The sequence below is a fragment of the Ruegeria meonggei genome (genome assembly GCF_042768335.1).
Classification (GTDB): Bacteria; Pseudomonadota; Alphaproteobacteria; order Rhodobacterales; family Rhodobacteraceae; genus Ruegeria; species Ruegeria meonggei.
The window spans coordinates 2,223,673-2,236,137 of record NZ_JAXHBT010000001.1 but is presented as its reverse complement, the minus strand read 5'-3'; the positions used below and the strand labels follow the sequence as shown (position 1 = coordinate 2,236,137).

Sequence of the window (12,465 nt, the reverse complement as noted above, 5' to 3'; positions counted from 1 at the left end):
CTTGGCCACCCAAGACCTGTTGCCGCTGCTCTAAAACGGAGCGTTCGATGTCGGGTTATTCACAGCCCGGGAATTGCCGCCTGATCTAGCTGGCCACGAAATCTTTGAAACCCGGATCGGACTGGTCGTGCCGGACAATCACCCGTTGGCCGATGCAAGCGCCACCACTTGGCAGGTTTTGGAAAGCCTCAAGCTGAATCAACAAGAGCCGACCTCTGCAACCCGGCATATATTCAATTCTGCGACCCAGCTGCAGCGGGTGAGGCTGACAACGATCCTGGGTCTTGGGTCGTGGGGGTCAATCCGAACGCTGGTCAATTCCGATGTTGGTATAGGCGTGGCCTTTGAACAGGAATGCGCGGACGAGCCCGGAATTCGCTTTGTGCCTGTGAAGGATAAAAACCTTGTCGCAGGACACTTTCTGACATGTTTGCCAGCCATGCGGCAGACCGCAGCAGTGGCCAATTTTTTTTGGATAGCAGAAGCTTTGCATCGGGGTGAGGGCTTGGTGCCGAAAGGCTTTGGCAGTTAAGTGACTTGACTTTGATGAATGATTATCTGATATTTCTGTCATGACAGAAATATCAGATATGTCGGATTCGTCCTCTAAATCTCAGTTTATCTTGTATTGGGGGGATATGGGCAGCCAGTGGGGTGTAAATCGCTCGGTCGCGCAGATCCATGCGTTGTTGTACCTCAGCGCCGCACCGATGAATGCCGAACAGATATCCGAAGAGCTTAGGATCGCACGGTCGAATGTCTCGAATTCCCTAAAGGAACTGGCGGGCTGGCGGTTGATTCAGCGCGTTCCTGTGCCGGGGGATCGTCGGGAGCATTTCGTCGCTGAAACAGACGTGTGGGAAATGGCCTTGCTGATCGCAAAAGGGCGCAAAGAGCGCGAGATTGACCCGGCGATCCGGGCCATCGACATCTGTGTGCGACAGGCGAGCACCGAATCCGACCTCAGCCCGGTAGTCCTGACCCGGATGAAAAACATGCACGAGTTTCTGACAACGGCTGATCGCTGGTCTGATCAGATGCTCAACGTGCCAAAATCGAAACTCTCAATGTTGATGAAAATGGGGGACAAGGTGCTGTCATTGCTCAAAATTGGCAGCAAGTAGAGCTTTTTTTGCCCCATTAATTCTCTTCATACAGAAATAACCGTTATAACAGTAAGAGTGCCGCATGAGACAGCTTCCAACGACGGACCACCACACAGCCCTTGCAGACAGCAGGTTTTCGTCGCTCTTGGGGCCAAAATCCTGGGCTGCCTTGCCCATGGCCGTTCGACAAAGGTTTGGGCACCGGCTGTCCGACGGGGCAAGCGTGGTTTACCAGGGCAAGGTAGTGGAAATGCGCTTCAGCCGGGTTGGGTGGGCCCTGGCGCAACTGGCGCGTTTGGTTGGCGGACCGTTGCCTTATGACGGAACCTGCCTGAACCAGCCCGCAGTGGTGGCCGTGACCGAAGACTGCGTCGGGCGTGGTCAGTTCTGGGTGCGGCAATATGGGCGGGCCTGCGGGTTTCCGCAGGTCATTCACAGCTCAAAACGGTTTGCGGGCCCCACAGGGATTGAGGAATATGTTGGATCCGGCATCGGCATGGCTCTGCGCGTCAGCGCGGATGTCTCGGGCCTCTATTTTCACAGCGATCACTATTTTTTGCAGCTTGGGCGTTGGAAGCTGCGACTTCCGCCCTGGCTGCGCCCCGGTGCGCTGACCATTGCGCATAAAGATCTGGGGCGCGCGCGGTTTTTGTTCTCGCTTACCCTGCACAGTCGCCTGTTCGGAGAGTTGATCCGTCAGGACGCCATTTTCCAAGACAGATAGGAAGTCTTATGGACAGTTCATTCCTTTGGAGCCTGATTGCCCTGCAAGTTTTCATGGGCGCATTCGACACGCTGTTTCATCACGAGGGGACCGAGCGGCTTGCCTGGCGCCCATCCCAAAAGACCGAACTGCGCCTGCACGGCGTACGCAACGCGCTTTATGGGGCGATCTTTCTGTGCATCGCCTGGTTTGAGCCGCATGGCGTGTTTGCCATGGCGCTTGGTGCGGTTCTTCTGATCGAATTGGTCATCACCCTGTGGGATTTCGTCGAAGAGGACCTGACCCGCAAACTGCCCGGCAGTGAACGGATCAACCACACCTTGCTGGCGGTGAATTATGGGGCGATCCTTGCCATGGCGGGACCATACCTTTGGACGTGGTCGTTTCAGCCCGCAGCGATGGTCCCAGTCAGCTATGGCTGGTGGAGCGTCATGGCGACACTTTCGGCCATCGGCGTTGGTCTGTTCAGCCTTCGTGACCTGCTGGCCGCCGCCCGCAGCGATCGCCTGACCCGGGGCAATCCGGCGGCACTGGTTGATGCACTGAAGCCACGGCAGAGCATCCTGATCACGGGCGGAACCGGGTTCATCGGTCAGCGGTTGGTGTGGGCGCTGGCGTCGGCGGGCCACTCTGTCAGTGTCGTGACGCGTGATCCCCGGAAAGGCGATACACTGTGCAAGCCTGTCCGCGTTCTCAGCAGTCTTGATCAGGTGCACAGCGAAGACCGGTTTGATGCCCTTATCAATCTGGCGGGTGAGCCCGTGGCAGGGGGGCTTTGGACCACAAAGCGGCGCGCCAATATCGTACAATCCCGCGTTCAGACGACGCGCGCGCTAGAGGGGTTGGTCAAAAGGCTGACGCACAAGCCAGACTGCCTGATCAACGGCTCAGCTATCGGCTGGTACGGTCTGCGCGGTGACGACCCTCTGACCGAAGCCGATGCGCCCGCACCTGCGTTTACCCATGATATTTGCGACGCGTGGGAGCAGTCGGCCCGCAAGATTGAACAGCAAGGAGTGCGTGTCGTCCTGTTGCGCATTGGGCTTGTTTTCGGTGTGGACGGCGGAATGCTTGCCAAGCTGCTGACCGCGTTTGAATTCGGCGGCGGTGGGGTTATGGGCGATGGACGGCAGTGGATGTCTTGGATTGAACTGGATGATCTGATCCGCGTGATTGCGTTTGGTTTGGCTCAACCCGATCTAAAGGGACCTGTGAACGCGACAGCACCCAACCCGGTGCGCAACACCGATTTCACGCGGGCCCTGGCTGGCGCTTTGAACCGACCGGCGATCTTGCGGTTTCCCGAATGGCTTCTGGCTGGTGCGCTGGATGATATGGGGCGCGAGACGATGCTGGGCGGTCAGCGGGTTCTGCCAGCGCGTCTGTTACAGCTCGGGTTTGTGTTCCGGCATCATGACCTTGCCCCAATGCTGCGGGTGATTACCGGGGCTAAGCCGGGGCGAAAGGCTACTTTCCCAGCCAAACAGGCCCCTGCGGAATGACAGCAGGGGCGGGGGCTACGCGGCCCCCGCCCTGGCTATGCCCGAAACGTCCAACCCACCGATTTGCGCCAGCAGAGTCACGATCTCGGCGACACCTTCACGCTCACGCAGGGATGAGAACACAAACGGGCGACCATTGCGCATTCTACTGGCGTCGCGATCCATCACCTCCAGTGAGGCGCCCACATGCGGGGCCAGATCGGTCTTATTGATAATCAGCACATCGGACTTGGTGATTGCAGGACCGCCTTTGCGGGGGATCTCTTCACCGGCGGCGACATCAATTACATACAGCGTAACGTCGGCCAGTTCGGGGCTGAAGGTTGCCGACAGGTTGTCGCCGCCACTTTCGATAAACACGACTTCGATATCCGGATGACGGGCCTGCATTTCAGCCACAGCGGCAAGGTTGATCGAGGCGTCCTCGCGGATGGCCGTATGCGGGCATCCACCGGTTTCCACGCCAATAATCCGGTCCTGCGGCAGGATTTGCATGCGCATCAGCGCCTCGGCGTCTTCACGTGTGTAGATGTCGTTGGTGATCACTCCCAGTGAAACCGTGTCACGCAACGACTCGGACAAGGCGGCGGTCAGGGTGGTTTTACCAGCGCCCACCGGGCCACCGATGCCAACGCGCAGAGGGCCATTCATGCTGGTCATGTTCGGAACATCCTTGAATACTGAGTTTCATGTTTCATCGACCCGATATCGGACAGGAACGCGGTTGATCCCAGATCCTCCAGACTGGCCTTGATCGCGTCCGCGGCAACGCGTTGACACAGTGGCGTCAGATCGCGGATCAACCGCTGCGCATCGGTCTGGCCCAATGGTACCAGCCGGGTCGCGCAAGCGACCAGATTGGACATGAAGGACTGCAGGAACATCTGGGCGGTCAGATGCAGCGGCAAAGCCTGTTGTCGGGCCGCGTGGCCAACGGCCACCGGATAGGTTAGCGTCTCGATCTTCAGCGCCCAGACACTGGCCGTCACGCTGCAAAAAGCCTCTCCAAGCAGTCGCGTTTCCAGCAACCTTTCGGACGATGGGCAAAAGGCGCGGGCTGCGTGGTCGACCTGTGCCAGATCTATGGGGGTGTCGGCCCTGAAAGCTGCGGCCAGAAACACGCAATCATTGCGGCCCGTGCCATGGTCGATCACCTCGGTGATCCAGTCGCCCGTGTCGGGCGCGTTTGCGACGCTGCCGCATTCAACCGCCCATTCTAACCCGTGCGAATAGGCGAACCCGCCTACCGGATAAGCGGGTGACAGCCATTGCGTCAGGGTTAGGATGTCAGTGGGCATGGCCGTGGGTCCTGCCGTGGCCATAAGCGCCACCTTCGGGCGTAAACGGCTCGCGCACTTCGCGCAGGGTGGCACCAATTTTCATCAGCATGTCGCGGATGACGTGATCCACCTGAATCAACAGGCGTTCCCTCTCGATCTGGCAGGGGGTGTGGCGATTGCCGATATGCCAAGCGATGCGGGTCAAATCTGGGGCGGTGACCTCAAGCAGAGGTTCGGGCGCGGCCAGGATCTCAACCTCGCGCCCGTCTTCAAGGATCAGCGCACCGCCGTGATCCAGCGACGTGGTCTGAGACAGATCGACCAGAATCTGCGCGCCGCTTTCGCAGGTCAGAACCTTGCGACGCAAGAACCGGTCTTCGTAGGTCAGCGTCAGTTGGTCGTCTGCGTCGCTGTGTGTGTGGTCAGAGTACCGCCGCGCGGTGCAGAGCAGGGCGTTCATGCGCACGCCCCCTCAACCAAAAAAGTGGTCAGCGCCAGATGGAATCCGCAAAGACGTGATATGCGATGCGCTCGCGCGTCAGGCCGCGCTGATGCAATTCTTCGTCGCTGAGCGATTGAAGGTGCTGAAATCTCTGGGTGCGGGACCGTGCCTCGGCCATGCGGATCAGTGCTGTGTAAAGCGATGCGCCAATTGCGCGGAACAGTCCGGAAATCGAAAAGCCTGCGCGTGCGCCTGTTGTGGTATGTGCCATTTGGACCCTCGTAAACGTACGAAACGTTGGTCCTCCCTTGGGTTTCATAATGTGTCATCTTCACCCTGCTGAGTAGTGTGCGTTTTGTCATGGCTGGCTTGCGTATGCTGCAACGTGGCGTAATTTCTGGTCAAAACAAAAAGTACCGCTGTGCCATTGGCAGAACTTCGGCGGGTTGGCAGATCAACAACTCGCCATCGGCGCGGACTTCATAGGTTTCGGGGTCGACCTCAATCTGCGGCGTGGCGTTGTTCAGAAACAGATCCTGTTTGCCGATGTTTCGCGTGTTCTGAACCGCGACCGTCTGCTTGGCCAAACCCAGAGTGTCACCAATCCTTTCGGACTGGGCTGCGCCCGAGACAAAGGTAACCGCCGAATGTTCGACCGAGCGGCCATAGGCCCCGAACATCGGGCGGCTATACACCGGCTGCGGTGTGGGGATCGAGGCATTGGGATCACCCATCTGGGCACAGGCGATGGAGCCGCCCAGCAGAACCATCTCGGGTTTCACACCAAAAAATACCGGGTTCCACAGCACCAGATCAGCGCGTTTGCCTTCCTCGATACTGCCGATTTGATGGCTGAGGCCATGAGCGATGGCCGGGTTGATTGTGTATTTTGCGACATAGCGGCGGACGCGTAGATTGTCGTTCTCACCGGTCTCTTCGGGCAGACGCCCGCGCTGTTTCTTCATCTTGTCGGCGGTTTGCCAAGTGCGGATCAGAACTTCGCCCACGCGACCCATGGCCTGACTGTCGGACGCGATGATGCTGAACGCGCCCATATCGTGGAGGATGTCTTCAGCAGCAATAGTTTCACGCCGGATGCGGCTTTCGGCAAAGGCCACGTCTTCGGGGATGGATTTGTCCAGATGATGGCAGACCATCAGCATGTCGAGATGTTCTTCAACCGTGTTTAAGGTGAAGGGACGCGTCGGGTTGGTTGACGAGGGAAGAACATGGTTTTCGCCGCAGATTTTGATGATATCCGGCGCGTGCCCGCCGCCTGCGCCCTCGGTGTGGAAGGCGTGGATCGTGCGGCCTTTCATGGCCCCGACGGTGTCCTCTACAAACCCGGATTCGTTCAACGTGTCCGTGTGGATCATAACCTGCACATCCCACGCATCAGCCACACCAAGACAGCAATCGATTGCAGCAGGGGTTGTCCCCCAATCCTCATGCAGTTTCAGGGCGCAGGCCCCGGCTTTGACCTGTTCCTCAAGCGCGGCGGGTAGTGACGCATTGCCCTTGCCCGCAAAAGCCAGATTCATCGGGAACGCGTCGGCCGCCTGCAGCATCCGCCCAATATGCCAGGGGCCCGGCGTGCAGGTGGTGGCCAGCGTGCCATGGGCCGGGCCAGTGCCGCCGCCCAGCATGGTGGTCAGACCGGAATGCAATGCGTCTTCGATCTGTTGCGGGCAGATGAAATGGATATGGCTGTCGAACCCGCCCGCAGTCAGGATGCGGCCTTCGCCCGCGATGGCTTCTGTGCCCGGGCCGATGATGATGTCGACGCCGGGCTGCGTGTCAGGGTTGCCGGCCTTGCCGATCCTGGCGATACGCCCATCCTTCAGGCCGACATCCGCCTTGTAGATGCCCGAGTGGTCGAGGATCAACGCATTGGTGATGACGGTGTCTACAGCACCCTCGGCGCGGGTGACCTGGGATTGCCCCATCCCGTCGCGGATCACCTTGCCGCCACCGAATTTGACCTCTTCGCCATAGGTGGTCAGGTCACGTTCAACCTCGATAATCAGATCGGTATCGGCCAGCCGCAGCTTGTCGCCCGTGGTCGGGCCAAACATGGCGGCGTATTCTGCTCGGGCAATAGTCGTCGCCATCAGAGCGCCCCCATGACCTTTTGATTGAACCCATAGACACTGCGCGCGCCACCGATCGGGATAAGCGAAACTTCACGCTTTTGGCCCGGTTCAAAGCGCACGGCGGTGCCTGGTGCAATGTTAAGGCGCAAACCCCTGGCGGCGATCCGGTCGAACGCCAATGCCGGGTTGGTTTCGGCGAAATGGTAATGCGAGCCGACCTGCACGGGGCGGTCGCCCGTATTGGCAACCATCAACGTAATTGCATTGGCACCCGCGTTCAGGGTGATCTCACCCTCGGCCGCGAAAAGTTCGCCGGGGATCATTTCGGCAGCTTTGAAATCAGAACGGTCGCGATCACAGCAAGTACGGCCAGACCCAAGCCCAGGGCCGCATAGTCAGAGGTGTGGGCGTGGAAATGGGGTTCTGTATGGGCGGCGGCGGGGCCAGCAACGATCAGGGCAGGGAACAGTATACGGGTCATGGAACTATCCTTTGCAGATTATCGAATGGGGTTGTGAACGGTGACAAGCTTGGTGCCGTCGGGAAAGGTGGCTTCGACCTGAACCTCGTGGATCATTTCGGGCACGCCCTGCATGCATTGATCGCGGGTGATAACCTCGGCCCCAGCCTGCATCATGTCGGCGACCGAGCGGCCGTCGCGCGCACCTTCGACCACCGCATCGGTGATCAGCGCGATGGCTTCGGGGTGGTTCAACTGTACGCCACGGGCCAGCCGCTTGCGGGCGACTTCGGCGGCGACGGCGACCAGCAATTTGTCTTTTTCTCTTGGGGTCAGGTTCATCTTAAATCGTCCAGCATCGGGGAAGCGTTTCGTTGTTTAGCCGCCGCAGGACCGGCAACAGCGTTTTGCGCAGGGCAAAGCTGTTTTCGGCCAACAGCCGGATTACCAGCATGTCGCCATGGATCAGAGTGGCCCCGGCGGTGTCGGGCAGTATCAGGCGAATTGGATCCAGATGGGCCTCGGCTGTTTGTGATACAAAGACGACCAGCGCCATTGCACCTGCGCCGTCCGCAATATGCGGCTTGGCCAAATGCGTGTGCAGGTCGCCGGAATACTGCGTCGCATCCAGAAAGACCGGTGCGCCTTCGCGCCGGATTTCGATCCGGTCGCGCAAGCGGATACTTGTCAGTGTCTCGCCCATGGCTGCGCGCCCAAAAACCAGCGGTTCGACCAACAGCAAAGTTGCGCCGGGGGCCATATCGATCCGCAGCTGACGGTCCAGAGCGCTGCCATTGAACAGAATCGTCTCCTGCGGCAACCAGTTCAGGCGCGCACCTGTCTCGACGCTCAGATCGTTGGTTACATGGCCAGAGGGGCCGGGTTGAGCCTTGTACGCCCGCTCGCAGGCCTGCGTGGTCAGGGACAGGGTGGTGCCCTGGGCAGCGTGTCCGTTGAACCGGAAGACATCGCCGCCAGTGATCCCGCCTGCCGTGTTCAAAAGCACGGCCTCCAACCCGGGTACTGTAGGCCGAGGGAACAGGCACCTAAATGACCCGGATTGGCGAAACCCACCTAATACCGACTTGTTGCCCAATGGCTTTGCATTCAGACGAATCGCGCCTTTGGCACGCGGTGGGGCTGCGTCCAGCCTGAGCATTATGGAGGCATGATGAGTAATAGCGCACCTGCTGATCAAAGACATGTGCCGCTTGTTTCACTGCTCTGGTGTTGGAACTCTATTGCTGGGTGGCGGAAACGGGCCTTTTACCCAAGCACATGACTAATTTTTGACCACCTGATGAAGCTGAGGATTAAAATTTAATCAACTGCGACCGATCTCTGGAAATGATGGGTCAACCAATTTGCCAAGTTCTCTGCAATGCAGAAACCGTATGGGTGCCCGCCGCGGATTTGACCTTGGGGGTGTGTGACGGCTGCGCGAATTGGACCTCGGACACAACCGCCACACGGAACGCAACAACAGTTGCGGGGATCAGGTAGAAGAAGATTGCGCCGTTGCGCAAGCCCTCTGCCGCGGAACCCGCCAGGAGGACTACATGACATTTCTAAAATCCACGCTCGCCGGATCGGCGGTCTTCGCGGCCATGGCGACGGCAGCATTGTCCGCCGAAGACACCATCAAGGTCGGCGTGCTGCATTCGCTGTCAGGCACCATGGCGATCTCGGAAACCACGCTGAAAGACACGATGCTGATGCTGATCGACCAGCAAAACGCCAAAGGTGGCCTGCTGGGCAAACAGCTTGAGGCCGTGGTGGTGGATCCCGCATCCGACTGGCCGCTGTTTGCCGAAAAGGCGCGTGAGCTGCTGACGGTGCACGAGGTGGATGTGATCTTTGGCAACTGGACTTCCGTCAGCCGCAAATCGGTGCTGCCGGTGATCGAGGAACTGGACGGCCTGTTGTTCTATCCGGTTCAGTACGAGGGCGAAGAATCGTCGAAGAACGTGTTCTACACTGGTGCCGCACCCAATCAACAGGCGATCCCGGCCACAGACTATTTTCTGGACGAGCTGGGAGTTGAGAAATTTGCCCTGCTGGGCACGGACTATGTCTATCCCCGCACCACCAACAACATTCTGGAAAGCTATCTGAAACAAAAGGGCATCTCGGATGACGATATCTTTGTGAATTATACGCCCTTCGGTCATTCCGACTGGTCCAAGATCGTGTCCGACGTCGTGGCGCTGGGCGCGGATGGCAAGAAGGTCGGGGTGATCTCAACCATCAACGGGGATGCCAATATCGGGTTCTATAAGGAACTGGCCGCAGCTGGCGTTTCGGCGGATGATATTCCGGTTGTGGCTTTCTCGGTCGGGGAAGAGGAACTTTCAGGTCTGGATACCACCAACCTTGTGGGTCATCTGGCAGCCTGGAACTACTTTCAGTCTGCAGACACTGACGCCAACGCGGAATTCGTCGAGACATGGAAAGCCACCATGGGCGACGACCGCGTGACCAACGACCCGATGGAGGCCCATTACATCGGCTTCAACATGTGGGTGAATGCCGCAACCCAGGCAGGCTCGACCGAAGTCGACGCCGTGCGCGGCGCCATGTACGGGCAGGAATTCCCGAACCTGACCGGCGGCATCGCTGTCATGTTGCCGAACCATCATCTGGCCAAGCCGGTTCTGATCGGAGAGATTCAGGACGACGGCCAGTTCGACATCATCAGCGAAACCGACGTTGTGGCAGGTGATGCCTGGACTGATTTCCTGCCGGAATCGGCGGTGCTGAAATCGGATTGGAAAGATCTGGGCTGCGGTATGTACAACACCGAGACCAAGACCTGCGTTCAGACCCTGTCGAACTACTGAACATTTCTGCAAGGCGGGTGTGATCATCCGCCTTGCCCCAAAAAGACACTCGGGTTTTAACTACATGTTACGACTATTTCTAGCGGGCTTCGCAATCCTGTGCGCCTGCCTTACCGCCAACGCACAAGAGGGCGGTCTGCAACCGATCCTGCAAAATCATCAAGAGATCATTGCCAAAAGCTCTCGCAAGACGATCAAACCGGCGATTGATGCGATTGCGACCAGCGGCTTGCCTCAGGCGCAAGCAATGCTTGAGACATGGGCCGCCAAGAACATGTGGATGCGCAAGACGGATGGTCAGTTCTTTGCCGCGGAAAAGGCCGAGGGGCGGTCGTACATCCTGACCGATTTCGATACCGGTGAACCGGTCGGAGCGTACGAGAAATCAAATCTCAAGCAGTTGAAACCCAACAGTGGTGTCCGCGCGATGATTGCCACGGCGCTTGTACAGTTCCAGTTATCGGACCCGGACCGCGCAAAACGTCTGGCTGCGCTGCAATCCATTCAACGCGACCCCGAGGGTGCGTTGTTAGAACCTTTGCGCGCTTCGATCGATGGCGAGCCTGACGCTGATCTGAAAGTGCAGAAACACCGGCTCGAGCGGTTGCTGACCATTGGGTATGACGAAGACAGCGCAGCGCGCGTTGCCGCGATTGAGGAAATGACCGACGACCTGGGTGTTGATGTCCGCGCGGCGCTGAACCCCCTTGTTGTAACCAGACGGCAAGCGGCAGTGGAACAGCCCGTGGATCTGAATGTCGCCAAAATGCTGATACCCGGTTCAACTGCGCTCTCGCGGGACGACGCATACGATCTGCTGGTCGCAAACAACCTCGCCACGCCCCGCGTAACATCCAACGACATCCGCAACGCTCTGGCTGGAAACATCAACGGGGGCCGCGTCGGTGGCGTTCCGGTTGCGCAACTTGACAACGCCGCTGCCCGTACTCGGGCGTATGCCGCTCTGGCAGAGGCCGGAACGGTTCCCGCGTTGATCACGCAAGCCGACATTGACGCCGCACTGGATCCGCACGTGTTCTTTGAAACCTATGCCGAGCCCTCACCCGAAGTGACAACTGCCGCGCAACAGGCGCTTGAGCGGATTGAACTGAAGGTCGGCCTGAACCAGACGCTCGACCTGACGCTGGACGCGATCTCGCTGGCGTCGATCTATTTTCTGGCCGCCATCGGGCTTGCCATCACCTTTGGCGTGATGGGCGTGATCAACATGGCCCATGGCGAGTTTATCATGATGGGCGCCTATACCGGTTATGTGGTGCAGCAGTTCATCCCTGATCACACGCTGTCGATCATCATCGCTGTCCCAATGGCCTTTGCCGTCACCTTTGCGATGGGGGTTGCGATGGAACGGTTGGTGATCCGCTGGCTTTATGCCCGCCCGCTTGAAACGTTGCTGGCCACGTTTGGCATCTCGATTGCGCTGCAACAACTGGCCAAGAATATCTTTGGTACGCAGGCCCGTCCGCTGACCGCGCCAGGATGGCTGGACGGGGCCTGGGTCCTGAATGATGTGGTTTCGATCAGTTACATTCGGATTGCGATTTTTGTGCTGGCACTGATCTTTCTGTTGCTGTTCCTCTACATCACGAACCGCACAAGGTTGGGGCTTGAGATGCGTGCCGTGACCCAGAACCCGCGCATGGCGGGCTCGATGGGGATCAATCCGGGGCGTGTGAACATGCTGACCTTTGGACTGGGCTCGGGCATTGCCGGGATCGCAGGTGTCGCCATTGGTCTGTTTGCCAAGGTCACGTCGGACCTGGGCAATGATTACATCGTCCAGAGCTTTATGACTGTGGTTGTCGGTGGGGTCGGCAATATCTGGGGAGCACTGGCCGGGGCGGGGATGATCGGTTTCCTGCAAAAGGGGATCGAGTGGATGAACCCCTCAAACACCCTCGCAGCCCAAACCTACATGATCATCTTCATCATCATCTTCATCCAGTTCCGACCAAGGGGCATCATCGCCCTCAAAGGTCGCGCGGCGGGGGATTGAG

Annotated in this window: 14 protein-coding genes and 1 pseudogene; 6 read left to right on the top strand and 9 right to left on the bottom strand. The window is 58.7% G+C overall.

The genetic code is table 11. The features are described 5' to 3' along the window. Positions 1-46: 46 nt before the first annotated feature. The 4 genes and pseudogenes from SJY13_RS10930 to SJY13_RS10915 all read left to right on the top strand — a co-directional run. Positions 47-532 (top strand): annotated as a pseudogene (locus SJY13_RS10930) (substrate-binding domain-containing protein); the annotation flags it as partial. Positions 533-572: 40 nt separating this feature from the next. Beyond that, positions 573-1,124, top strand: coding sequence for a GbsR/MarR family transcriptional regulator (locus tag SJY13_RS10925; protein ID WP_377190880.1), 552 nt, complete (start codon positions 573-575; stop codon positions 1,122-1,124). A gap of 64 nt (positions 1,125-1,188) precedes the next feature. Next, on the top strand, positions 1,189-1,830 hold the full coding sequence (locus SJY13_RS10920; RefSeq protein WP_377190878.1) for a DUF4166 domain-containing protein: 642 nt from the start codon (positions 1,189-1,191) through the stop codon (positions 1,828-1,830). A gap of 8 nt (positions 1,831-1,838) precedes the next feature. After that, positions 1,839-3,332 carry a TIGR01777 family oxidoreductase gene (locus SJY13_RS10915; RefSeq protein WP_377190876.1) on the top strand — a complete coding sequence of 498 codons (1,494 nt, stop codon included), beginning with the start codon at positions 1,839-1,841 and terminating at the stop codon, positions 3,330-3,332. A gap of 15 nt (positions 3,333-3,347) precedes the next feature. Here the strand turns inward: SJY13_RS10915 and ureG are convergent, their stop codons facing one another. The 9 genes from ureG to SJY13_RS10870 form a co-directional block, all read right to left on the bottom strand. Further along, the gene (ureG, locus tag SJY13_RS10910; RefSeq protein WP_377190874.1) at positions 3,348-3,992 is read right to left on the bottom strand and encodes an urease accessory protein UreG; all 645 of its coding nucleotides are present in this window, start codon (positions 3,990-3,992) and stop codon (positions 3,348-3,350) included. Next, positions 3,989-4,630, bottom strand: coding sequence for an urease accessory protein UreF (locus SJY13_RS10905; protein ID WP_377190872.1), 642 nt, complete (start codon positions 4,628-4,630; stop codon positions 3,989-3,991). Before SJY13_RS10905 ends, ureG begins: the two co-directional genes overlap by 4 nt. Continuing rightward, complete coding sequence (locus SJY13_RS10900) at positions 4,620-5,072, bottom strand: urease accessory protein UreE (RefSeq protein ID WP_377190870.1); 453 nt, start codon at positions 5,070-5,072, stop codon at positions 4,620-4,622. Before SJY13_RS10900 ends, SJY13_RS10905 begins: the two co-directional genes overlap by 11 nt. Positions 5,073-5,100: 28 nt before the next feature. Beyond that, positions 5,101-5,325, bottom strand: coding sequence for a DUF1127 domain-containing protein (locus tag SJY13_RS10895; protein ID WP_377190868.1), 225 nt, complete (start codon positions 5,323-5,325; stop codon positions 5,101-5,103). A gap of 130 nt (positions 5,326-5,455) precedes the next feature. Continuing rightward, positions 5,456-7,165 carry an urease subunit alpha gene (ureC, locus tag SJY13_RS10890; protein ID WP_377190866.1) on the bottom strand — a complete coding sequence of 570 codons (1,710 nt, stop codon included), beginning with the start codon at positions 7,163-7,165 and terminating at the stop codon, positions 5,456-5,458. Next, positions 7,165-7,470 (bottom strand): urease subunit beta, encoded by a 306-nt coding sequence (locus SJY13_RS10885; RefSeq protein WP_377190864.1) that lies wholly within the window; start codon positions 7,468-7,470, stop codon positions 7,165-7,167. Before SJY13_RS10885 ends, ureC begins: the two co-directional genes overlap by 1 nt. Continuing rightward, positions 7,467-7,628: a hypothetical protein gene (locus tag SJY13_RS10880; RefSeq protein WP_377190862.1), complete on the bottom strand. Its 162-nt coding sequence runs from the start codon at positions 7,626-7,628 to the stop codon at positions 7,467-7,469. The genes SJY13_RS10885 and SJY13_RS10880 overlap by 4 nt, the downstream gene beginning before the upstream one ends. 18 nt (positions 7,629-7,646) lie before the next feature. Further along, positions 7,647-7,949 carry an urease subunit gamma gene (locus SJY13_RS10875; RefSeq protein WP_377190860.1) on the bottom strand — a complete coding sequence of 101 codons (303 nt, stop codon included), beginning with the start codon at positions 7,947-7,949 and terminating at the stop codon, positions 7,647-7,649. 1 nt (position 7,950) lies between these two features. After that, positions 7,951-8,613: an urease accessory protein UreD gene (locus tag SJY13_RS10870; RefSeq protein WP_377190858.1), complete on the bottom strand. Its 663-nt coding sequence runs from the start codon at positions 8,611-8,613 to the stop codon at positions 7,951-7,953. Between the two features lie 553 nt (positions 8,614-9,166). Here SJY13_RS10870 and urtA point away from each other — a divergent pair. Next, entirely contained in the window at positions 9,167-10,447 is a 1,281-nt protein-coding gene (urtA, locus tag SJY13_RS10865) for an urea ABC transporter substrate-binding protein (RefSeq protein WP_085823770.1), read from the top strand. A gap of 64 nt (positions 10,448-10,511) precedes the next feature. Then, the gene (gene urtB, locus SJY13_RS10860) at positions 10,512-12,464 is read left to right on the top strand and encodes an urea ABC transporter permease subunit UrtB (RefSeq protein ID WP_377190856.1); all 1,953 of its coding nucleotides are present in this window, start codon (positions 10,512-10,514) and stop codon (positions 12,462-12,464) included. The last annotated feature ends 1 nt before the right edge of the window (position 12,465 follow it).

Excerpts from the sequence above, each read along its gene's own strand:
- SJY13_RS10925 (WP_377190880.1), top strand. The coding sequence starts at position 573 with ATGACAGAAATATCAGATATGTCGGATTCGTCCTCTAAATCTCAGTTT.
- SJY13_RS10920 (WP_377190878.1), top strand. The coding sequence starts at position 1,189 with ATGAGACAGCTTCCAACGACGGACCACCACACAGCCCTTGCAGACAGC.
- SJY13_RS10915 (WP_377190876.1), top strand. The coding sequence starts at position 1,839 with ATGGACAGTTCATTCCTTTGGAGCCTGATTGCCCTGCAAGTTTTCATG.
- ureG (WP_377190874.1), bottom strand. The coding sequence starts at position 3,992 with ATGACCAGCATGAATGGCCCTCTGCGCGTTGGCATCGGTGGCCCGGTG.
- SJY13_RS10905 (WP_377190872.1), bottom strand. The coding sequence starts at position 4,630 with ATGCCCACTGACATCCTAACCCTGACGCAATGGCTGTCACCCGCTTAT.
- SJY13_RS10900 (WP_377190870.1), bottom strand. The coding sequence starts at position 5,072 with ATGAACGCCCTGCTCTGCACCGCGCGGCGGTACTCTGACCACACACAC.
- SJY13_RS10895 (WP_377190868.1), bottom strand. The coding sequence starts at position 5,325 with ATGGCACATACCACAACAGGCGCACGCGCAGGCTTTTCGATTTCCGGA.
- ureC (WP_377190866.1), bottom strand. The coding sequence starts at position 7,165 with ATGGCGACGACTATTGCCCGAGCAGAATACGCCGCCATGTTTGGCCCG.
- SJY13_RS10885 (WP_377190864.1), bottom strand. The coding sequence starts at position 7,470 with ATGATCCCCGGCGAACTTTTCGCGGCCGAGGGTGAGATCACCCTGAAC.
- SJY13_RS10880 (WP_377190862.1), bottom strand. The coding sequence starts at position 7,628 with ATGACCCGTATACTGTTCCCTGCCCTGATCGTTGCTGGCCCCGCCGCC.
- SJY13_RS10875 (WP_377190860.1), bottom strand. The coding sequence starts at position 7,949 with ATGAACCTGACCCCAAGAGAAAAAGACAAATTGCTGGTCGCCGTCGCC.
- urtA (WP_085823770.1), top strand. The coding sequence starts at position 9,167 with ATGACATTTCTAAAATCCACGCTCGCCGGATCGGCGGTCTTCGCGGCC.
- urtB (WP_377190856.1), top strand. The coding sequence starts at position 10,512 with ATGTTACGACTATTTCTAGCGGGCTTCGCAATCCTGTGCGCCTGCCTT.